Annotated in this window: 20 protein-coding genes; 9 read left to right on the top strand and 11 right to left on the bottom strand. The window is 63.6% G+C overall.

Going from position 1 to position 19,823, the window contains the following annotated elements; translation table 11 throughout:
- The first annotated feature begins 96 nt into the window (after window positions 1-96).
- The 5 genes from BSG09_RS03970 (at window position 97) to BSG09_RS03950 (ending at window position 4,267) form a co-directional block, all read left to right on the top strand.
- Complete coding sequence (locus tag BSG09_RS03970; protein WP_092930744.1) at window positions 97-552, top strand: 30S ribosomal protein S19e; 456 nt, start codon at window positions 97-99, stop codon at window positions 550-552.
- A gap of 98 nt (window positions 553-650) precedes the next feature.
- A complete protein-coding gene (locus BSG09_RS03965) occupies window positions 651-1,001 on the top strand; it encodes a DNA-binding protein (RefSeq protein WP_092930405.1) in 351 nt (116 codons plus the stop codon).
- Window positions 1,001-1,591, top strand: coding sequence for a DUF7411 family protein (locus BSG09_RS03960; RefSeq protein WP_092930403.1), 591 nt, complete (start codon window positions 1,001-1,003; stop codon window positions 1,589-1,591). The genes BSG09_RS03965 and BSG09_RS03960 overlap by 1 nt, the downstream gene beginning before the upstream one ends.
- A 59-nt stretch (window positions 1,592-1,650) precedes the next feature.
- Window positions 1,651-2,949: a histidine--tRNA ligase gene (hisS, locus tag BSG09_RS03955; RefSeq protein ID WP_092930401.1), complete on the top strand. Its 1,299-nt coding sequence runs from the start codon at window positions 1,651-1,653 to the stop codon at window positions 2,947-2,949.
- Window positions 2,950-3,061: 112 nt separating this feature from the next.
- The gene (locus BSG09_RS03950; protein ID WP_092930399.1) at window positions 3,062-4,267 is read left to right on the top strand and encodes an MFS transporter; all 1,206 of its coding nucleotides are present in this window, start codon (window positions 3,062-3,064) and stop codon (window positions 4,265-4,267) included.
- A 38-nt stretch (window positions 4,268-4,305) separates the two neighbouring features.
- Here the strand turns inward: BSG09_RS03950 and BSG09_RS03945 are convergent, their stop codons facing one another.
- From BSG09_RS03945 to BSG09_RS03925, 5 genes are all read right to left on the bottom strand, one after another.
- Window positions 4,306-4,680 carry a VOC family protein gene (locus tag BSG09_RS03945; protein WP_092930397.1) on the bottom strand — a complete coding sequence of 125 codons (375 nt, stop codon included), beginning with the start codon at window positions 4,678-4,680 and terminating at the stop codon, window positions 4,306-4,308.
- 47 nt (window positions 4,681-4,727) lie between these two features.
- Window positions 4,728-5,390 carry a helix-turn-helix domain-containing protein gene (locus tag BSG09_RS03940; protein ID WP_092930395.1) on the bottom strand — a complete coding sequence of 221 codons (663 nt, stop codon included), beginning with the start codon at window positions 5,388-5,390 and terminating at the stop codon, window positions 4,728-4,730.
- Window positions 5,391-5,529: 139 nt separating this feature from the next.
- On the bottom strand, window positions 5,530-5,880 hold the full coding sequence (locus BSG09_RS03935) for a cell division protein SepF (RefSeq protein WP_092930393.1): 351 nt from the start codon (window positions 5,878-5,880) through the stop codon (window positions 5,530-5,532).
- A 163-nt stretch (window positions 5,881-6,043) separates the two neighbouring features.
- Window positions 6,044-6,493 carry a CBS domain-containing protein gene (locus BSG09_RS03930; RefSeq protein WP_092930391.1) on the bottom strand — a complete coding sequence of 150 codons (450 nt, stop codon included), beginning with the start codon at window positions 6,491-6,493 and terminating at the stop codon, window positions 6,044-6,046.
- Window positions 6,494-6,698: 205 nt separating this feature from the next.
- On the bottom strand, window positions 6,699-7,178 hold the full coding sequence (locus tag BSG09_RS03925) for an RNA-binding protein (RefSeq protein WP_092930389.1): 480 nt from the start codon (window positions 7,176-7,178) through the stop codon (window positions 6,699-6,701).
- A 202-nt stretch (window positions 7,179-7,380) separates the two neighbouring features.
- Between BSG09_RS03925 and BSG09_RS03920 the strand changes: the two genes are divergently transcribed.
- A complete protein-coding gene (locus BSG09_RS03920) occupies window positions 7,381-7,677 on the top strand; it encodes a DUF7562 family protein (RefSeq protein WP_092930387.1) in 297 nt (98 codons plus the stop codon).
- Window positions 7,678-7,761: 84 nt separating this feature from the next.
- Window positions 7,762-9,060: an RNB domain-containing ribonuclease gene (locus BSG09_RS03915; RefSeq protein WP_092930385.1), complete on the top strand. Its 1,299-nt coding sequence runs from the start codon at window positions 7,762-7,764 to the stop codon at window positions 9,058-9,060.
- A gap of 7 nt (window positions 9,061-9,067) precedes the next feature.
- On the opposite strand, the gene BSG09_RS03910 is transcribed toward BSG09_RS03915, so the two are convergent.
- The 4 genes from BSG09_RS03910 to BSG09_RS03895 all read right to left on the bottom strand — a co-directional run bounded on the left by BSG09_RS03910 (window position 9,068) and on the right by BSG09_RS03895 (window position 12,747).
- Window positions 9,068-9,616 (bottom strand): GNAT family N-acetyltransferase, encoded by a 549-nt coding sequence (locus BSG09_RS03910; RefSeq protein ID WP_092930383.1) that lies wholly within the window; start codon window positions 9,614-9,616, stop codon window positions 9,068-9,070.
- 134 nt (window positions 9,617-9,750) lie between these two features.
- Window positions 9,751-10,704: a bifunctional 2-dehydro-3-deoxygluconokinase/2-dehydro-3-deoxygalactonokinase gene (kdgK1, locus tag BSG09_RS03905; protein WP_092930381.1), complete on the bottom strand. Its 954-nt coding sequence runs from the start codon at window positions 10,702-10,704 to the stop codon at window positions 9,751-9,753.
- A gap of 182 nt (window positions 10,705-10,886) precedes the next feature.
- Window positions 10,887-11,963 carry an RNA 3'-terminal phosphate cyclase gene (rtcA, locus tag BSG09_RS03900; protein ID WP_092930379.1) on the bottom strand — a complete coding sequence of 359 codons (1,077 nt, stop codon included), beginning with the start codon at window positions 11,961-11,963 and terminating at the stop codon, window positions 10,887-10,889.
- A 160-nt stretch (window positions 11,964-12,123) separates the two neighbouring features.
- Window positions 12,124-12,747: an acetate uptake transporter gene (locus BSG09_RS03895; protein WP_092930377.1), complete on the bottom strand. Its 624-nt coding sequence runs from the start codon at window positions 12,745-12,747 to the stop codon at window positions 12,124-12,126.
- Window positions 12,748-13,254: 507 nt separating this feature from the next.
- Here BSG09_RS03895 and BSG09_RS03890 point away from each other — a divergent pair.
- On the top strand, window positions 13,255-14,553 hold the full coding sequence (locus BSG09_RS03890; protein WP_092930375.1) for an MFS transporter: 1,299 nt from the start codon (window positions 13,255-13,257) through the stop codon (window positions 14,551-14,553).
- Here the strand turns inward: BSG09_RS03890 and mutL are convergent.
- Entirely contained in the window at window positions 14,550-16,745 is a 2,196-nt protein-coding gene (gene mutL / locus BSG09_RS03885; protein WP_092930373.1) for a DNA mismatch repair endonuclease MutL, read from the bottom strand. The genes BSG09_RS03890 and mutL overlap by 4 nt on opposite strands.
- 178 nt (window positions 16,746-16,923) lie before the next feature.
- Here mutL and BSG09_RS03880 point away from each other — a divergent pair, with 178 nt between their 5' ends.
- A complete protein-coding gene (locus tag BSG09_RS03880; protein WP_092930371.1) occupies window positions 16,924-17,124 on the top strand; it encodes a DUF7534 family protein in 201 nt (66 codons plus the stop codon).
- Between the two features lie 6 nt (window positions 17,125-17,130).
- Here the strand turns inward: BSG09_RS03880 and mutS are convergent, their stop codons facing one another.
- Window positions 17,131-19,797 (bottom strand): DNA mismatch repair protein MutS, encoded by a 2,667-nt coding sequence (gene mutS / locus BSG09_RS03875; protein ID WP_092930369.1) that lies wholly within the window; start codon window positions 19,795-19,797, stop codon window positions 17,131-17,133.
- Window positions 19,798-19,823: the final 26 nt, after the last annotated feature.

Here is a 19,823-nt window from a genome sequence, read left to right as displayed (position 1 = left end):
CTCCCGTTTCGACTCGAGCGCGAAAAACGGTCCGGGCCGACGCGGCGCTGCCGAGATACGATGCTCTTAAATGCCGCCGACGGGAACCACACGCCAATGGCTACGATGTACGACGTTCCGGCGGACGACCTCATCGAGGCGCTCGCCGACGATCTCGCGGATCGACTCGAGGAACCGGACTGGGCCAAGTTCGCCAAGACCGGCGTCGACAATGAACTCCCACCCGAACAGGAGGACTTCTGGGCAACTCGCGCTGCAAGCCTGCTGCGCAAGGTCGCCGACCGCGGTCCCGTCGGCGTCGAACGACTCTCGACGGAGTACGGCGGCGCGAAAGACGGCTCCAACCGCTATCAGGTCGCCCCCGACAAACGTGCCGATGGCTCGAAGAACCTGATTCGGACCATCCTCCAGCAGCTCGAGGAGGAAGACCTCGTCGAGACCGCCGAAGGTGAGGGCCGTCGCGTTACGGCCGACGGACAGAGCCTGCTCGACGACACCGCCGGTGCAGTCCTCGAAGACCTCGACCGTCCGGAACTCGAGCGCTACGCGTAATTCCCGGGATCGTTTTCGTGCCGGTTTCACCGCCGAGAGCCATCGCTCTCTGGCGTCCGTAATCATTTTCCCGCCTGCGAAACAAGTGAATCACAGCTATGAGTGGCTCACCCGACGACGAACGACTCGAGGAGCTCCGACAGAAAAAAATGGAGCAGCTGCAGGACCGCGCCGAGGGCGGTCAGGGAGACGAGGCCCAAGAAGCGGCCCAGCAACAGGCTGAAGCCCAGAAGAACGCCCTGCTCCGACAGTATCTGACCGACGACGCCCGCAAGCGGCTCAACACGGTCAAGATGAGCAAACCCCAGTTCGGCGAGCAAGTCGAACGACAGGTCGTCACCCTCGCCCGCAGCGGCCGCATTCAGGGGAAAATCGACGACGACAAGATGAAACAGCTCCTGAAAGAGCTGCAACCCGACTCCAAGAGCTTCGACATCCAGCGCCGGTGATGGAGCTCGGATTGCTCTACAGCGGCGGCAAGGATTCGACGCTCGCGGCGCTCTTGCTCGAGGAGTTCTACGACGTGACGCTCGTGACCGCACATTTCGGTATCAGCGACGACTGGAAACACGCCCACGAGACGGCCGAGACGGTCGGCTTCCCGTTCGACCGACTCGAGTGCGATCCCGACGTCGCCCACGAGGCCGTCGATCTGATCCGCGAGGATGGCTTTCCTCGCAACGGTATTCAACTGGTCCATGAACACGCCCTCGAGCGACTCGCGGCCCGGGAGTTCGATGCGATCGCTGACGGCACCCGCCGCGACGACCGCGTCCCGACGGTCTCGCGGGCCCAGGCCCAGAGCTTAGAGGACCGCCACGATATCGACTATATCGCGCCGCTGTCAGGGTTCGGCCGGTCCGCCGTCGATCGGTTGGTCGAAACACGACTGGACGTGACCGCCGGCCCCAGCGAGGAGATCGACAGGGCCGATTACGAGGCCGAACTCCGGGCACTCATCGCCGCCGAAGAGGCCCCGGAAGCGATCGCGGAGTACTTCCCCGATCACGATCAGACGTCCGTGACGAACGTTCGGTGACGGTCACCAGCCGTCGCCGAACGAAAGAATAGAAGGTCGTCGTCGCCCAACGAGTGGTCATGTACGACCGGATCAAGGGATTTCGTGACTTCTATCCCGGCGAGATGTCGTCACGGCGGGCGACGACCGACGTATTAGAGGAGACGGCCCGCGAGTACGGCTTCCGCGAGATCGGGACGCCGGCCGTAGAGCGTGCCGAGATGTGGACGGACAAGAGTGGCGACGAGATCGTCGACGAACTCTACTCTTTCGAGGACCAAAGCGGCCGCCACGTCACGCTGACGCCGGAACTGACGCCGACAGTCGCCCGGATGGTCGTCGCGAAACAACAGGAACTGTCGAAGCCGATCAAGTGGGTCTCGACGCGACCGTTCTGGCGCTACGAGCAGGTCCAACAGGGCCGCTATCGGGAGTTCTACCAGACTAACGTCGACATCTTTGGCTCCTCGGAACCCGAAGCCGACGCCGAGATCCTCGCGTGGGCTGCCGACGCGATGACCGGCCTCGGGCTCACCGGCGAGCACTTCGAGTTCCGCATCTCCCATCGCGACATTCTCGGGGGCGTCCTCGAGAGCTACGACGTCGACATCGACACCGAGGCGGCGATCCGCGCGGTCGACAAGTCCGACAAGATCTCCCAGGTCGAGTACCACGACCTGTTGATCGATGCCGGGCTCTCGGCCGACCAGGCCGCCGAGTTCGCCGACCTCATCGCCGAAGGGGACCTCGAGGCCGTCAAGGCCTTCGCCGACACCGAGCGCGTGACCGCTGCTGTCGAGAACCTCCAGAACGTCCTCGACGCTGCCGAAGACTTCGGCGCACGCGAGTACTGTACGATCTCGCTCGAGACCGCTCGCGGGCTGGACTACTATACTGGCGTCGTCTTCGAGTGTTTCGACTCCACGGGCGAGGTCTCCCGGTCGATCTTCGGCGGCGGCCGCTACGACGACCTGATCGAGAGCTTCGGCGGCCAGCCGACGCCCGCAGTCGGCGTCGCACCCGGCCACGCGACGTTGTCGCTGTTGCTCCAGCGGGCCGGCGTCTGGCCCGAGGAGGAAGTGACGACCGACTACTACGTCCTCCAGATTGGCGACACGCGGGCTGAAGCGGCTCGAATCGTTCGCGACCTTCGCAACCGTGGCCACGTCGTCGAGACCGACGTCGCCGGTCGCTCCTTCGGTGCGCAACTGAACTACGCGGATTCGATCAACGCCGAGACCGTCGTCATCGCCGGCGAACAGGACCTCGAAAACGACGAGGTGACGATCAAGGACATGGAATCCGGCGACCAGACGCAGGTCTCGGTCGACGCGTTCCCGGGCGACCTCGAGCGGCCGACGCTTTCGGACTTCGAATAAGCGATTCGGATCGGTCGTCAGTAACCGCGAGTGAGACGCGAGCGCTGTCGCCGCCGGCAGGCCCTCGAGAGCAGTACGTTTTTTGAACCCGTTTGCCAAGCATCACCGGCTGATGGACCGATCAGACTGGCAGACGGTGGTACTCGTTACGACGTGGCAGATCGCCGCGAGTATCTGTTATTACACCGTGTTCGCTGCAACGCCGTTTTTCCGGGACGCATTCGGACTCTCCCGGTTTTCGGTTGGACTCGTCGTCACCACGCTCACCCTCGGCTACGCCGTCTTCTTGATGCCACTCGGCGCGCTGACGGACCGGTTTGGCGAACGGGTGACGCTGACATTCGGTCTCTTCGGGCTCGCAGCGGGGGCGGTACTGGTCGCTGGTGCGCCGACGTACGCGCTGTTGCTTGCAGCGGTGTTCGTTCTGGGATCGATGTACGGAACTGCGATGCCCGGCACGAACAAGGCTGTCTTCGACACCGTCGACCCGAACCACCAGAACCTCGCGATGGGCATCAAGCAAGTCGGCGTCACCGGCGGCAGCGGTAGTAGCGCGCTCCTGATCACCGGCCTCGCCGGTGTCCTGTTCTGGCAGGTCGGGTTTCTCGTCGCCGCTGGTGTCGGTTCCGTCGTCGCCGTCGGCTTCTCTCTGACCTACTCGAGCGATAGCAGTGGCAGTGCGGACGGGTATCCCGACTTTCGGGCGCTGCTTTCGAACCGATCGTACGTCGCGTTGACGGCTGCTGGCTTCTTTCTTGGCGCAGCACTGTTTACCACCACCGGGTACACGATCCTGTACGTCGAGGAATCGATCGGGGCGTCCGTCGCCTTCGGCGGCGTCATACTCGCGCTCGTTCAGCTGTTTGGCAGCGTCGGCCGCGTGCTGACCGGCTGGCTGAGCGACGTGCTGCCCGGCGAGCCACGCGTCAGGATCGGACTGGTGCTCATCGCCCAGTCGCTCGGCAGTGCGGCTATGTTCGTCGTGGTCGCGGCGACGACGGCCGAACGCGGTGCCGCGATCGCGTTTTCCGCCCTCGGCTTTTTCGTCCTCGGGTACACCGGCGTCTACTACTCCGTCATGGCGACGCTCGTCCGGGCCGACGAGATGGGCGGTGCGACCGCGGGCGGCCAGCTCGCGCTCACAAGTGGGGCGCTCGTCGCGCCGCCCGCGTTCGGCTCGCTCGCCGACACCGTCGGGTATCGAACTGGCTGGCTGTTTTTGGCCGCTGTCGTGGCGATCGCAGCCGTGCTCCTCGTCTATGTCGTCCGGACGCCACCGTCGGTCGCGGCCCCCGCTGCGGCCGACACGTCCGAGTAGTCGCCCTCGAGCGCCGCCGACCGCCAGCAGGCTCCGTCTTACTCGAGTTCTTCGACGAGTTCGACGACGTAGCCGTCGGGATCCTCGACGAACGCGACGCGGAGGCCGAGGTCGTCCATCGTCGTCGGTGGTCGCTGGATTGGCGGATCGACGCGCTCGACCAGTCGCTCGACGGTTTCGTCGGTGTTTTCGACGCCGACGGCGACGTGTGCCATCGTCCCCGAATCGATGTCGGGACTGCCCACGGGATCGTACTTGAACTGAAACTCCGCGTTGTCGCCACCGATGTAGACGTTTTCGACGCCGTCGTCACTGGTGAACGACCAGTTTTCGGTCAGACCGAGTGTGTCGACGTAGAACTCACGCGTCCGTTCGATGTCCGAGACCCACAGCGCAGTATGAATGACGTCCATATCGTGAGCAAACGGTCGACGGTCAAAGTGTTACTGGCGTGTCGCCGTCACTGCTGGGGCCGCTCTGCCTCGAGAAGGGCGTCCATGAGCTTCGTCTGGGCCGCCGCTAAGTGTTCGGTAAACGTCGACCGTGCAACGCCGAGGTCTTCGGCAACGTCGGTCGCGTTCGCGCCCTTGGGATATTCGAAATAGCCCATCTCGTGGGCGGTCTCGACGATCTCCCGTTGACGAGTCGTGAGTTGATTTCGATCGACGACGACCGGATCGGCGGTGACGTCCCCGTGATCCTGCGAGAGTTCTTCGACGATGATCCCATCGAAGGACGCGCGCAACTGCTCGACGATTTCGGTGATCGTATCGAGCTCGAGCGTCCGAAAGGACAGGTACAACGAGCCGTTCTGAGCACGGACGGACGAAACCGGCGTTCCAGTCTGTTCGATTATTTCACACGCACAGTTAGTATTGCTGTCACGCTCGAATCGGTAGATCGCTTCGCGATCGTTGGCTTGGACTGGCGTCATTTCGACGCCGTGATCGCCGGCAATCGATGCGTCCGCCGCGACGCCGAACTCCTCGACGATCATCCCATTGGCTGTTGGCTGTGACGATCGGGAGACGCTATCGATCTGTTCGCCGGCAGACGCCGAGACATCGGCGAGCGGACAGTCCATTGGCTCGTTGACCACGACCGTTGCACGAAAGCCCGTCATATCGGCTCGAACGGATGCACATGGCATAATCAGCACAGGCAATTCCCGCCGGATGAAAATTCAGCGTCCCGTCCGACAGGATGGCATCGCCGGTGTCCGATCGTGTCTGAACCTGCTTGATCGGCAGTCTCGGCGGCGACTACAGTTTTTCGCGACTGATTCGGATATCGGTCGGCGTGATGATCATCTGGTCGTCGCCTTTCCGGACGATGTCGCCGTCGACCTCCTGGGCGACCTGTCGGAGTTCGTCGACGATGTGTTCGACGGTGCTGTCTTCGGTTCGCAAGCGCGTAATATCCGCGATGACGATGTCGCCGTCGTAGATGGCGTCTTTGATATCGATCGCATCGGCTTGCCCAGCGACTTCCGCGATGCGTACCTGCATTGTTGCCTCGGCTGAACTCGCAGAGACGTCTTCGAGATTCAGTTCGGCGTAGTCCTCGACAGTTCGCGACTGGTTCCCACCGAGAATTTTGCTCATCAATCCCATAGGCGAGAGAGTCCGTCGCTGTGTCCATAGTTCTTACGTCAGACGTGACCGTTCACATGTCGTGAACGAATCTCTGGCTGCTCGAGGCGCTCATACGGTATGCTGTAACGATGCACCGGCCATGGGGCGCGGTTTCGCCGGAACTGACTGACAGCGGTCCGTCTCAATCTCCCACTGTGAGTTCGTGACTGTCGGCCGAGTCAATGTGCATCGATTCGTCGTGTGGCTTGATCTCGAGGCGGTGTCGCGAGAGGTACGGCGCAAGCGTCCGGACCGAAAGCAGGCCACAGTAGTTGCCGTCGTCGACGACGGGGAGATGTTTGACGCCGGCAGTTCGCATCGTTTCGGCGGCTTCAGATAGCGTCGCGGTCGGCGAAATCGTGGTCACTGGTGACGACATAACCATCCGAACGGCCGGCCTGTCGTCCGTTTCCGCGACCAGGGCGACGATATCCGATTGGGTGACGATGCCGACGATCGACCCGTCAACGACAACGGGGAGTGCGGACACGTCAGCACGTCGGAGAGACGTGGCTGCCTCGGACATGGGTGTGCCGGTGGTGATCGTCCGCGGCGAATGGAGGCGAACGGCGTCGACTGTCAGTTCGATCATCTCTAGCCCGTGCTACCACGTACCAATATTTAAGTTCGGTGGGCATACGTCTTCTAGGAACTAGTATTACTAGTCATACTTACACCTAAATTCCGAATATATTGACAAGTGTCTTTTACTACTGTCGTAGAAGAGACATTTGGGGGCGGAGCAACAGTTTCTGTACGGGACCCGAGCCGGTGGTCGATCGATAGTGGCTGTCTGACTAGCCGGTAAACTCGTAGAGTTCGTCGCCGACGTGGTGTAGCGAGTCGACGACCTTCCCTTCGTCGCCGACCATATCCGCCCCGTCGACGCGGGCGCGGCCGACCGCGAGCACCTTCCCGTGGGATTCCTCGGCAATGACGACCAGATCGTCCGGTGAGATATCGTCGGTGGCCGCCGTGATCCCGGGCCGCATCACGTCTGCCCCGTCGCTGACGAACGAAACGGCCCCCGCGTCGACGGTGACCAGCCGCTTGTCGGGCTCGTAGGCGTTGGCTCCACGAACCGTCGGGAACGGTTCCTCGTCGAAGTATGCGACTTGTGGTTCGTCGTCGATGAGGACGACCTCCCAGTCGGTGTCCTCGAACTCAACGAGTTCGTAGGTGTCTCCCTCGGGCGAGACGCCGAGGTGTTCCTCGAGCGCGGTCTCGAGTTCCGAGACGGCGTCGCTACGGAGGTGGTGTCGTGATTTAACCTGCATACCCGTGCTACCGCCCGTACGCATTTAATAGATAAGATTCGCGTCCTGTCTCGGCGACCGAGCCCCCTGCCAGCAGTGCCGAGCCAGACCAGCGTTGGGCCACCAGCCAGCGACACCGGTCGCGGTCGCTCGCCCGGCCTGACCGTCACGGCGACCGTAACCTGTGCCAATCGCTAAGTACTCTCATGCCGTTGGCCTGCGTATGTGGCCCTCTCGGAACCGGGTGAGAACGGTCACGTGCGTCGCCTGTGGTACCGAGCGACCGCGCGATGAGGCCCGCGAGTACGACAAGCACGGCGATCGCTGGGATCGCGAGGACAAGACGTTCGAGTATCTCTGTAAGCCCTGTCACCGCGAGCTGTGTCACCATCCGCGCACCGAACTCGAGGCACTGTTAGTCGAGCTCGACGCCGACACGCAGAGCCAGGAAGCGTTTCTCGCGCGGTATCTCGCGGCTGTCGAAGAGCGATACGGCACGCTCGAGGAACACGAGCGGTAACACCGCATTCGTCTTATCGTGGGGTGTCGAACGCCTGGCCCGCGTCCCGACACGACTTTCACCTTCACGTCCGTAGCCGTCGCCATGAGTGACGACGCACAGGCCGAGGCCGGCACGGTCGACGGCCAAGGCCCCGTGGAGGTCTCGGAGGATCTCGCGCGCCATCTCGAGAACAAGCGCGAGGAATTGTTCGAGAAGTTCGAGATTCCCTACGAGTTCCCGCCGGAGGTTCTCGAGGAGGCAGAGGCTCGGACGGAAGGCGTAACACAGGAGATCAGCGACGAGATCGAGGAGCGAAAAGACCTGCGTGAGCTGACGACGTGGACTACCGACCCGATCGACGCCCAGGACTTCGACGACGCGCTGTCGATCGAAGAACGCGACGACGAGTACGTCCTCTGGGTGCACATCGCCGACGTGACCCACTACGTCACCCCCGAGACAGCGATGTGGGACGAAGCCGTCGACCGCAGCAACACGGTCTATCTGCCCGGCTACACGGTCCATATGCTGCCGCCGGTGCTCGCCGAAACGGTCTGTTCGCTGGTGCCAAACGAGGAACGACTGGCCCACACTGTCGAGATGCACCTCGATAAGGAGAATCTGACCTACGAGACCATCGACATCTACAAATCGGTCATCGAGTCCGACGAGCGACTCACCTACGCCCAAGCCGAGAACCGCCTCGATGACCCTGACGCACCCCTACACGAAGAGAACAAACTGGTCTACGACCTCGCCGACCGGATGCACGAACAGCGCAAGGAAGACGGTTCGCTCGTCCTCAATCCGAGCCGCGACCGCGCCCACACCATCATCGAGGAGTGCATGTTGAAGGCCAACAAGGCCGTCACGCACGAACTCATGTGGAATCGCGGTGTCTCGGCCATGTACCGGGTTCATCCCCAGCCCAGCCCCGACGAGTGGTCCGAAGCCCTCCAGGAGATTCAGGACTTAGATGGCGTCTCGATCCCCGGCAGCACCTGGGACGACCCGCGAAAGGCGGTCAACGCGACGCTCGAGGAGGCACCCGGCCGCCAGCTCGACAAGATCCAGTGGGCCGTGATGAAGGTGATGCCCCGGGCCCGCTACATGAACGATCCCTTTGGCGGCCACCACGCGCTGAACTTCGAGATCTACGGCCACTTCACGAGTCCCATCCGCCGGCTGTCAGACCTGATCAACCACTGGATCGTCTACCAAAACGACGTGCCGGAGAACCTCGTCGAACTCTGCGATCGCGCAAGCGACAAGCAAAAAGACGCCGAGCAGTGTGAACGCGAGTACAAGACCTTCCTTCAGGAAGTCGGCCTCGACCCGATGGCGGTCAACAACCGCGGCATCGAGGTCGTCGATGAGGAAGAAGCAGAGAAGACGCTGTAACGACGCATCACAACTCCTTCTCGTAGACGTGCTCTTCGAGCCCGGCCGCCAGCCCGGACGACCGCGTCTCGACGCGATCGAAGCCCCGCGATTCGGAAAACGAGATCCCGACCGCGTTGTCTGTGAGGATGGGCAGCCGAACGCGGTCGAATCCAGGAGCGAGACCCGTCTCGAGGGTCTCGAGCAACACCGTGCCGGTCCCCTCGTTCCAGACGGCGGGCCGGACGTACAGGCACGCGAGAAATGCGACTGCGGTGTCCTCGGGCCACGGAACGACGTGCGCGAAGCCATCGAGTTCGGGGGCTGTTCGGCAGCCGGCCCCGTGGGCAGAGGCGGCGTTCGATGCCGTCTCAGCGACGAGAAACGCGGCGTCGTCGCGGCTTTCGGTGGTGGTCATCGCTGACTCGAGATCACCGATCGCATACCAGTCGTCGACGACGTCGTCGACTGTTTCGGAGCCGAGGACGTCGTCGTAGACGGCATGCCAGCTCTCGCGTGCGATTTCGTGGACGGCCCAGATATCGTCGACCGTCGCCTGCCGGACGACTCGAGTCACGGGGGTGGCTATCACGGCAGCCGGTAAAAAGCGGCGGGCAACTGCCACCGATCCTTTACCGTCGCAGTGTGCGAGAAATCGATCCGAGCGGGAGCCAACAGCTGCAAACAGGATGGATCGTTCGGGCAACCGGACTACCGAGAGATACCCTTGCTACTGTCTTTGACGACGGCGTCGACCTCGTCGGCGGTAACGAGGGCTGCGTCGCCGGGAATCGTCCGCTTGAGCGCGGCCGTCGCTGCGGCGTACTCGAGGGCGGTCGGGACGTCGTCGCCGTCGAGTCGGCGGGCGATGAACGCGCCGGTAAAGGCGTCGCCGGTGCCGATCGGATCGACGGTGTCGGTCTCGTAGGCCGCATGATCGTGGACGACGCTGTCGTGCCAGCCGACCGCGCCCTCCTCGCCGCGAGTGACGACGACAGTCGTGAAGTCGTACTGGGAGCCGAGTTTGTGCGCGAGCTGGCGCGGGTCGCCTTCGAATCCGAGGACGGTGCGGGCGTCGCGGGCGGCGATGACGAGGATGTCGATCCCCGGAAACAGTTTCGTCAGCGTCTCTCTGGCCTCGTCGGGCGACCAGAGCTTGCGCCGATAGTTGAAATCGAAGGCGGCCGATGTGCCGCCCTTGCGGGCTGCTTTGAGCAGGTTTAGCGTCGTGTCCCGAAGCGTCGTCGAGAGTGCGGGCGTGATCCCGGTCGTAAAGAACACCTGCGCGTTCTGAATCAGGTCGATGTCGAACTCGCGTGCCTCCGCGGTCGAGATGGCGGTGTTTTCCCGGTCGTAGATCACGTTCGTCCCGCGTGGCTCGCCTGCATGCTCGAGATAGTAGGTCCCTTGTCGCCCGTGGTGGCTCCAGACGACGTCTGTCTCGATGCCGTGGCCCTGGAGTTCGCCGACGACGCGGCGGCCAAGCGGCGTCTCGGGGACCTTCGACAGCCAGGTCGCCGACGCGCCCAGCCGACTCGCCGCGATGGCGACGTTGCTCTCTGCACCGCCGGCACGAACCTCGAGCTCGTCGGCGTTCTCGAGACGCTCGGAGCCCGGTGGCGACAGTCGGAGCATCGTCTCGCCGAACGTAACGATATCGCTCACGGAGTGACCACCCGGGTCGCGAGGGCGCAAACGGCAGTCTGTCCGCCGGTCATAGTTCTGTCAACGGACGGCACCGATATAAGTTATGGCGGTCAGTCGACGAACGAACCACCGAATCGCCCGCTGGCGACCGGCTGCGGATTGGGTGTCCAGAGCCGAAGACAGCTGCAGTCGGTCTCGAGCTACCGGTTCTCGGTCAGCGGCGACGTGACCGACACGACCGTCGTCTCACCGTCGGGTTCACGGTCGACGTCGATCCCGACATCTTCGAGCAGCGCACAGCCGGTCTCGACGTGATCGGTGACGGCCGGGATACGAACCCGTCCGCCAGCGACTGCGAGGACGACCAGCAACTGGTCGGCCATATGACGGTCGACAGGGGCGCTCCCCTCGAGAAATCGGATCGCGGCGTCGGCGGCGTCTTCGCCGACGCGTTCGGCTGGCGTGCCGCGCTCGCCGAGGGCCGACACGCCGGCGATGCCGGTCCCGTGATCGATTCGGAGCACCAGCGCGGAGCCCGGACAGGCGCTTTCAGCAGTCGTCTCGCAGCGTTCTTCGAGGTCGGGTGTGGCGTCGTGAGCCAGCCGCTCGAGCGCCCCCGCAGCTTGGCGGTGTGCCACGTCGCGGTCGGCCAGCGATGCCGATTCGGTCGAATAGATCCGGAGGCGCTCGATCGGGCCACGATCGACGAGTTCGATTCGCTCGAGCGTCGAGGGCGCGAGGTGCAGCGTCGCTCGGCCGCCGCCAGCGGGGTAGAACCCTCGGCGGTCGACCTCGCAGGCAGCCGCAAGGCCGAATCGGCGAAGCAGGGGCAGTTTCACGTACCGAACGTAATCCAGCGGCGGCGACCACGCTACGTCCGTCCCCCCGGTCACGGTCACCGACAGCGGCGACTCGAGGATCGTCGCGAGCGGCAGGAGGGTATCGAACAGCAGCGTGGCGCTGCCCGCAGTTCCGATGTCGACCGTGTACTCGCCGCCTGCGAGTCGGCCACGGACCGTTCGATCAGCGGCCGGCTCGAGCATCGGCTCGAATTCGATCGTCTCCGCACCGAGTTCGTCGCCCGACACGTCGGCGTCACACACGTCGGCGATCGTCTCGAGGGCCGCCAGATGCTGGTGGGCCAGTCCCGGATTCGGCCGATCACCGCGGACGTTCTCGAGGCGAACCGGTTCGTTCTCGAGGACCGACAGCGCGAGCGCGGTCCGGAGAAACTGGCCGCCGGCGCTCGCCCCGTCGAGGACGCGAGGGGAAGTCATAGGCGGTGCTACGGGCTCGAGAATCCTATACTGTTGGACACCGACAGTGACGACTCGGGTGTTTTGGACGGTGTGTCGACAGCAGAAAGGAATCGTCCCCAGCGCGGCGGTCTGGTGGAGGGCGCACTGGATACGACAGTCAGCTACCTGTGGGTGCCGATCAGTCGTCAGCGACGCTCATCGAGTCCTGGCTGGTCGGTTTCGACTTGAGCGGCTGGCCGCCCAGCGGGAGGACTTCGGCGTCGAAGCTCCAGTTGGTCACTTCCGCGACGCTGATGTAGAGTGCACCCGCGCCGGTGACGAGTCCGAGGTAGCCACCGAGGGTGACCAGCGACGCGATCCCGAGGATGTCGCCGAAGGCGAGCAGGAAGAACGTGATCGAGAGCACGAGGAAGACGCTCCAGAGCGCCCAGTTGAGCTTGAACGTGCTGATCCACATTCCAACGGTGAACAGCCCCCAGACGAGGAGCACCACACCGATCGCCTGTGCGCCAACCGACGGGAGAATCCCGTTGTGAGTCATCGTGATGAGGAGGCCAAACCAGATCCAGAACGCACCGTAGCTGGTAAAGGCGGTCAGTCCGAAGGTGTTGCCTTCGTTGTACTCCAACATCCCGACGAGCAACTGGACAAAGCCGCCAAAGCCGAGTGCCATCGGAATCAGCGCCATTTCGAGTTCGAGACCGAAGAGTCCGGAATTAACGAGGCTCAGCAAAATCGTCGTGAGGCTGAACGCAGCCAGGCCAAGGGGACCCGGGTTTCCGGTGTTGGTATTTGCAGGCATCAAAACATCATAGTGAATACCGGGTTATAAAGCATGATGTTTGGACAAAAATGGTGACAGACTTCAGTAGTATGATGCGCTAGCTAGGCTCATAGACCGCCACCGAGCATGTCTGATAGTGACACACAATATAGGTATTCTTTGCCGCGGTAATATATGACACAAACGAAATTCGCATGCAGGAGTCGCGGTCACTGACTCCACCTCCGTTGTGAACTTAATAAAATAATAATGATGAATCTATCGATTTGTATTTCGCTGGCCGCTCGAGACATATCTAACGTATATGATACCTAATACCAAAACTAGCTGATAATATGTTCCGGATGGCGAGGACTGACGGTTTCTATCCTTCCGACAGTTGACAAACAGACGACAGAACGACGGAGTCGGTTACGGGTCCTGTGGATACGACCCAACTCGTTTGTCCCGCGGTCGCCGATGCGCTCGTCTGGAAGTATCCGGATGGTGAATCTTTTCGGCACTGCGGGATGGAGAGGGTGGGACATGCGACGCTGGCGTGATCCCGTTCGGTGGCGGTGGGTTCTCTGGGCGACGATGGGTATCGCCTTTCTGCTCGTCAACACCAATCGGCTCTCGACTGCGGTACTCGCAGCAAATCTCATGGCCGCGTTCGAAACGACGGGCACACAGTTGGGGACGCTTCACGCCGTCTTCTTCTGGGTGTATGCTGTGATGCAGATCCCAACCGGCTTGCTGGCCGACCACGTCGGCCCGCGGCGTACGGCGACGATCGGCGCGGCGGTGATGAGCGTCGGCACGATCGGATTCGCCATCGCCGACTCGTATCTCGTGGCCGTGCTCGCCCGCGGCCTCGTCGGCCTCGGCGGCAGCGTTATTTTCGTCTGTATTCTCCGATTCTGTGCGACCTGGTTTCGCGCCGATGAGTTCGCGACGATGAGCGGCCTGACGTTTACGCTCTCCGGGTTCGGCGGCGTCCTCGCGACGACCCCGCTTGCGATCGCCGTCGGTGCCGTCGGCTGGCGAGTCTCGATCGGCTCAGTCGGTGTGGCTGGATTCGTCGCCGCCGTGGCTGTGTTCGCCCTCGTCCGAGACACGCCAGCCAAGGCGGGATTCGAGCCGCTCGAGGGCGTCCCCCAACGGGAGACGGTCACGAACGCGCAGCTTCGCTCGTCGCTCACAGCCGTACTCTGCGACCCGTTGGTCTGGGTCGTCTCGATCATGCTCTTCTGTATAACTGGCGTGAATCTCACCCTCTTCGGGCTCTGGGGCGTCCCGTACGTCGTCCAGATGTACGACGTCTCCGTCACGACGGCGTCGACGATTACCTTGCTCGGCAGCGTCGGGATCATGACCGGGCCGCCGGCGATCGGCTGGCTCTCGGACCGCCTCGAGCGCCGGATGGAACTGATCGTCGCCGGAGCCGGCTGTTTTACGGCCTGTCTCGCCGTGATCGCAGCCGTTGGATCGTCGCCGCTCGTCGTCGTCGGCGCGGTCTTTTTCCTGACCGGCTTCCTGCAGGGCGCGTTCTTGCTTGGCTACGCTGTCGTGAAGGATCGCCACCCCAGCAACGCGAGCGGCATCTCGACCGGGACGGTCAACTTCGGTGCGTTCGTTGGGGCTGCGATCTTGCCAACGGTGATGGGCTGGGCGCTCGATACCTACTGGACCGGCGACCTCACCGGCGGCGTGCGCGTCTATACGCCGCTTGGCTATCGGATCGCGTTCGCTATTGCTACCGCCGCCGGCGCGATCTCGTTTTGCTGTGCGATCTGGCTCTATCGACACGAGCGCACGGCCTGCCGCACAGCTCGAGGAACCTAGCTGCCGTGACCTGGATAATCCCGCTCGAACCGCGCTTCGAGCTCGGCTTCGTCGAACTCGACGAGTACCGGTCGCCCGTGCGGACAGGAATAGGGGTTTTCACAGTCGTCTAACGCCTCGAGCAGGTCGATCACCGATCCCTCGGTCAGCGACGTGTTCCCCGTGATCGAGGGATAGCAGGCCAGATCGCCGAGAAACTGGTCAGCCAGCGCATCGATCGTCTCGGCCCCCGCCTCGTCATCGCCGTCGACAAAGGCAGTGAGCACGTCCCGCAGTCGATCCGGCTCGAGCGTCTCCTCGAGCACCGCGGGGACGGTCGTCACCGCGACCGTTCGATCGTCGACTCGGTCAGCATAGAACCCAAGCCGCGAGAGCGCCTCGCGGTAGTGGGTGAAGGCTTCCGCCTCCGCGGCGGTCAACTCGAGTTCGACGGGTTCGGCGAGCGCCTGTGCGGTCGGATCGTCGGCGAACGCGTCCTGCAGGCGCTCGTAGTTGACCCGTTCGTCGGCGGCGTGCTGGTCGATTAAGACGAGTCCAGCGGGCGTCTCACAGACCAGATAGGTATCGTGGAGTTGGCCCAGTATGCGCAATGACGGCAGCGAGTCGAACTCGATTTCGTCGCCCGTCGCAGCGTCGCCGGTCAGCGTCCGCTGTTCGGTGGCGGCACTGAACGTGCGCTCTTCGCCAGAACCGATGTCGCGCTCGCTGCTCGAGCCGTGACTCGGATTCGAATCCGGCTGACTCGAACTGGCTGCCGTCGCCGTCGAATCGGCCGTCGCCTCGCTGCCCGTTCCGCGCGCTGGATCAGTGTTCGGCTCCGCCGCGGTCGTCGACGACTCGTCCGGTTCGCTCGTGGTCGCCGTCGGCCGCAATGTGCGCTCGGTGCTGGCATCGCCCCCACGTGAGGCGACGCCTGTATCGGTACTCGCCGGCTCAGGGTCAGCGGTCGATGGCACGTCGTCCGTCCCGTCGTCGGCCGTGGCTGCCGGATCGCTTTCGTTACCATCTGCGCCGCTGGTCGGTGTCACATCGCCAGTGCTCTCCTCGAGCGTCGCCGACTCGTAGTCGGGCGTCCCAGTCTCGACTCCGGGCTCGACCCGCGCCTCGCTCGGTGCTGACCGGCCCCGTGGTGCACGCGAGCGCAGCAGGCCGTGCTCGAGCAGCGCCGACTCCACGGCAGCGTCGACTTGCCGGCGGACCGCATCGTCGTCGTCGAAGCGCACCTCTCGCTTGCGCGGGTGGACGTTCACGTCGACCGCGTCGCCGGGAACCGACAGAAAGAGCGTCACGAAGGGATAGCGGTCGCCGCCAAGTTGCGTGCCGTAGGCACCCATAATTCCCTCGCGGACGGCATCGGCAGTCACGGCCCGGCCGTTGACGTAGGTTGCGAGATAGTCCCGACTCGAACGGTTCGTTTCGGGATGTGAGACGAGCCCGGAGACGGACTCGAGCGGGCCCGGCGGAAGTTCGTCGCCGTCAGCCTCGACGGGGATCATCGCCGAGGCGACCTCGCGGCCGTAGACCGCCAACACGGCAGCCTGGAGGTCGCCTTGCCCGGTCGTCGCGAACACCTCGCGGCCGTCGTGGGTCAGCGAGACGGCCACGTCGGGGTTTGCGAGCGCATAGCGCGTGACGACGCGGTTGACGTGGGCGAACTCCGTCGCCGTCGTCTTCAGGAACTTCCGGCGGGCGGGCGTGTTATAAAAGAGGTCTTCGACCTCGACCGTCGTCCCTGCCGGACAGCCCGTCGGCTCGACACTCGTCACGTCGCCGCCCTCGTAGACGAGTTCCGTTCCCGCGCCCTCGCCGTCGCGCGGGCGCGAGCGGATCGTCAGCCGTGACACCGACCCGATCGTGTGCAGGGCCTCGCCACGAAAGCCCAGCGTGGCAACGCCCGACTCTAAGTCCTCGAGGCCGTCGATCTTGCTCGTCGTGTGCTCGCGGACGGCCGCGCGGAGATCGGCCTCGCCCATCCCGTGGCCGTCGTCGGCGACCCGGATTAGTTCGGTGCCGCCGCCATCGACGGTGACGTCGACGCTCGAGGCGCCGGCGTCAAGACTGTTCTCGACGAGTTCTTTGACCGCGCTGGCGGGCCGTTCGACGACCTCGCCGGCGGCAATGCGGGCGACGGTGTCTTCGTCTAGCTGGTGGATCTCGGTCTCGCCGTCCGATGGAAGAGGCTCCTCACTCATGATAGACAGCGTCGGCACGCGACGGGGGAGACGCGCCTGATGTGCTTGATGGCTCTACAGATGGCGGCTGGTTAGGTCTTACGTCCCGGCTGGATCGACTGTCCCGACAGCAGAGTACTGCCCAACGCTCGAGGAGACGGATCACAACGGATATAAATCTTTTCTAAGTAGTTTCGCTATGGATTTGCATACGCTGGGGCGATTTTTGGTGACGCTGATCGTCTCGAGCGCCGTTGCGAACCTCATAGCGGGACTCGTCTCACCACCTGATCCGTACACGCAACTGCTCTATACACTTCCACTTCTTGTGCTGGCGCTGGTGTTCTCGTATCTGTGGACGTACACGGCTGTTTTCGACGCACTCGAGCGCCGCGTCTAACGCCAGTCAGTCCTCGAGTCGCTCTTGTAACTCTTGGACCTTCGAGACGAGTTCGATCGGCGGTGTCGTATTCACGTCGATCGACTCAAGGTCTTCGAGAACGGCCTCGGTGTCGGGATCGAGCGCCCCTCCAACGTCTGCCTCCGTCGGCCCGCCGTCGGTCGATGCAGCCTGCCCCTGTGTCTGCATGGTTCCGCTGCCCAGATCGAAAACCGCCTGGACTGGTTCGCTCGAGCCGCCACCTTTGGCTTCGATGGCTTTCTCCTCGCGCAGACGCTCTAAGACGTCTCGAGCGCGGTCGACGACGGGATCGGGCACCCCTGCGAGGTCGGCGACGTGGATCCCGTAGCTGCGGTCCGTGGGGCCGTCCCGAACCGTTCGGAGGAACGTCACATCGCCGTCGCGTTCGTCGGCTGCGACGTGGACGTTGGCGACGCGCGGGAGGTTCTCCGCCAGCCCAGTCAGCTCGTGGTAGTGGGTCGCAAAGAGGGTCTTGGCCTGGACCTCGTTGTGCAGGTACTCTGTCGCGGCCCACGCGATCGAGATTCCGTCGTAGGTCGCGGTCCCGCGGCCGACCTCATCGAGGATGACCAGCGACTCCTCGGTCGCGGTATGGAGAATGTTCGAGAGTTCGCTCATCTCGACCATGAACGTCGAGCGCCCCTGTGCGAGTTCGTCCAGCGCACCGACACGGGTGAAGATGCCGTCGACCAGCCCGATTTCAGCCTCCTTTGCCGGGACGAAACTGCCGATCTGGGCGAGCAAGACGATACACGCGACCTGGCGCATGTACGTCGACTTGCCCGACATGTTAGGGCCGGTGACGACCAGAAAGCCCCGATCCTCGTCGAGTCGCACGTCGTTGGGGACGAACTCAGTCGTCTGCTCGACGACTGGGTGGCGTCCTTGATCGATCTCGAGGCGATCGCCCTGGTGGAGGTCGGGCTGGACCCAGCGGTTCTCGGCAGCGTGGGTTGCCAGACTTGCGAGTGCGTCGACGGTCGCCAGCGCCCGGCCGACATCCTGGAGCAGTTCGGCATGGGAAGCGACCGACTCGCGAAGCTCGCAGAACAGCTCGTACTCGAGTTCGCCGCGTTGTTCCTCGAGTCTGAGGATTTCGCGCTCTTTTGCCTCGAGTTCGTCGGTTGTAAACCGTTTGGAGTTTTTCAGCGTCTTGATCTGCTCGTAGTGATCCGGGACGCCATCGGCGGCGGACTTGCCGACCTGGATGTAGTAGCCGTCGGTCTTGTTCCGGTCGACAGTGACGTGCGAGAGGCCGTGCTGGGCTTTCTCGCGGTCGGCGAGCGTGTCGAGCCACTCTTTGACGGCGTCGTGGCGCTCGATGACCTCGTCGAGGTCGTCGTCGTATCCCTGCTGGAGGAGTTCGCCTTGCGTGACCGTCGACGGCGGATCCTCGGCGATGGCTTCCTCGAGCGTCTCTCGAAGCTCGGCAGCGGCCGCACGATCCGGTCGGGCGACGATCTCGGAGAGCGGGGAGTCGGCCAGATCTGGGTTCGATGCGACGATTTCGGCCAGCGCAGGCAGGACCGCGAGCGTCTCCTGGACCGCAAGCAGATCCCGTGCGTCGGCGCTACCGTGGGTCGCCTTCGAGGCGAGTCGCGCCAGATCGTAGGCCTCGCCGAGCGCATCCTGTAGCTCGTCGCGAGCCAGCGCCGCCGTCGACAGCGCGGCCACGGATTCCTGACGTTGCTCTAAGGTCGTGAGCGACCGACGGGGACGCTGAAGCCACTCTTTCAGCAGGCGACCGCCGGCACTGGTCTCGGTGTGATCGATCGTCGCGAACAACGAGCCGTCGCGCTCGCCTTGCATCGTCTCGGTCAACTCGAGGTTGCGCTGGGTGGTCGCATCCAGCGTGACGTGATCGTCGCCGTGGTGGGCCTGGATGCGGGTCATCGAGGCCAGCACGCCCGCACCGGTGTCCGCGACGTACGCAAGGACGGCCCCGGCGGCGGCGATGGCTGGTTCGTCGACGGCCAGTCGGTCGACGGTTTCGGTGCCGAACTGTTCGCGCACCTGATGGGCTGCACGCTTGGGCGCGAACGCCTCCGTCTCGTGGAGTGTGAGGGTTGCATCGCTGCGTTCGCGTACCCGCCCGAGGAGGTCGTCGTCGGTTCGCACGTCCGGCCCCGGCAGGACCTCGACCGGATCGAACCGGTAGAGTTCCGTCAGTGCGTCGTCGGCGTCGTCGGCCTCGGCGACGAGAAACCGGCCGGTCGTCACGTCCGCAAAGGCAAGGCCGTACCCGTCTCCGCTCCCGCTCGAGCCACTGGCACCGTTGCCGTCGACGACCGCCGCGAGGTACTGGGCATCGGCATCGCTGGTCTCGAGCAAAGTCCCAGGCGTCACGACGCGGACGATCTCGCGAGCGTGGCCGGAGTCGGTCTCGTACTGGTCGGCGACGGCGACCCGGTAGCCACGTTCGACGAGGGCCTTGAGGTAGGGCGTGAGGTCGTCGATCGGCACGCCGGCCATCGGATACGATGATCCATGGGAGGACTTCTGGGAGACCTTGAGATCGAGTTCCTCGCTAACACGTTCGGCGTCCTCGCCGAAGAACTCGTAGAAGTCACCACACTGCATCGCCAGTAGATCGGCGTCGGTCCCCTCTTTGAGGGAGAAAAACTCTCCGACGATCCCCGTCGCCTCAGTCATACTGGATGCGTATCGTTCCATCTCAA

This window comes from Natrinema hispanicum, from assembly GCF_900111485.1.
Classification (GTDB): domain Archaea; phylum Halobacteriota; class Halobacteria; order Halobacteriales; family Natrialbaceae; genus Natrinema; species Natrinema hispanicum_A.
This window is presented reverse-complemented; position numbering and strand designations above follow the sequence as displayed.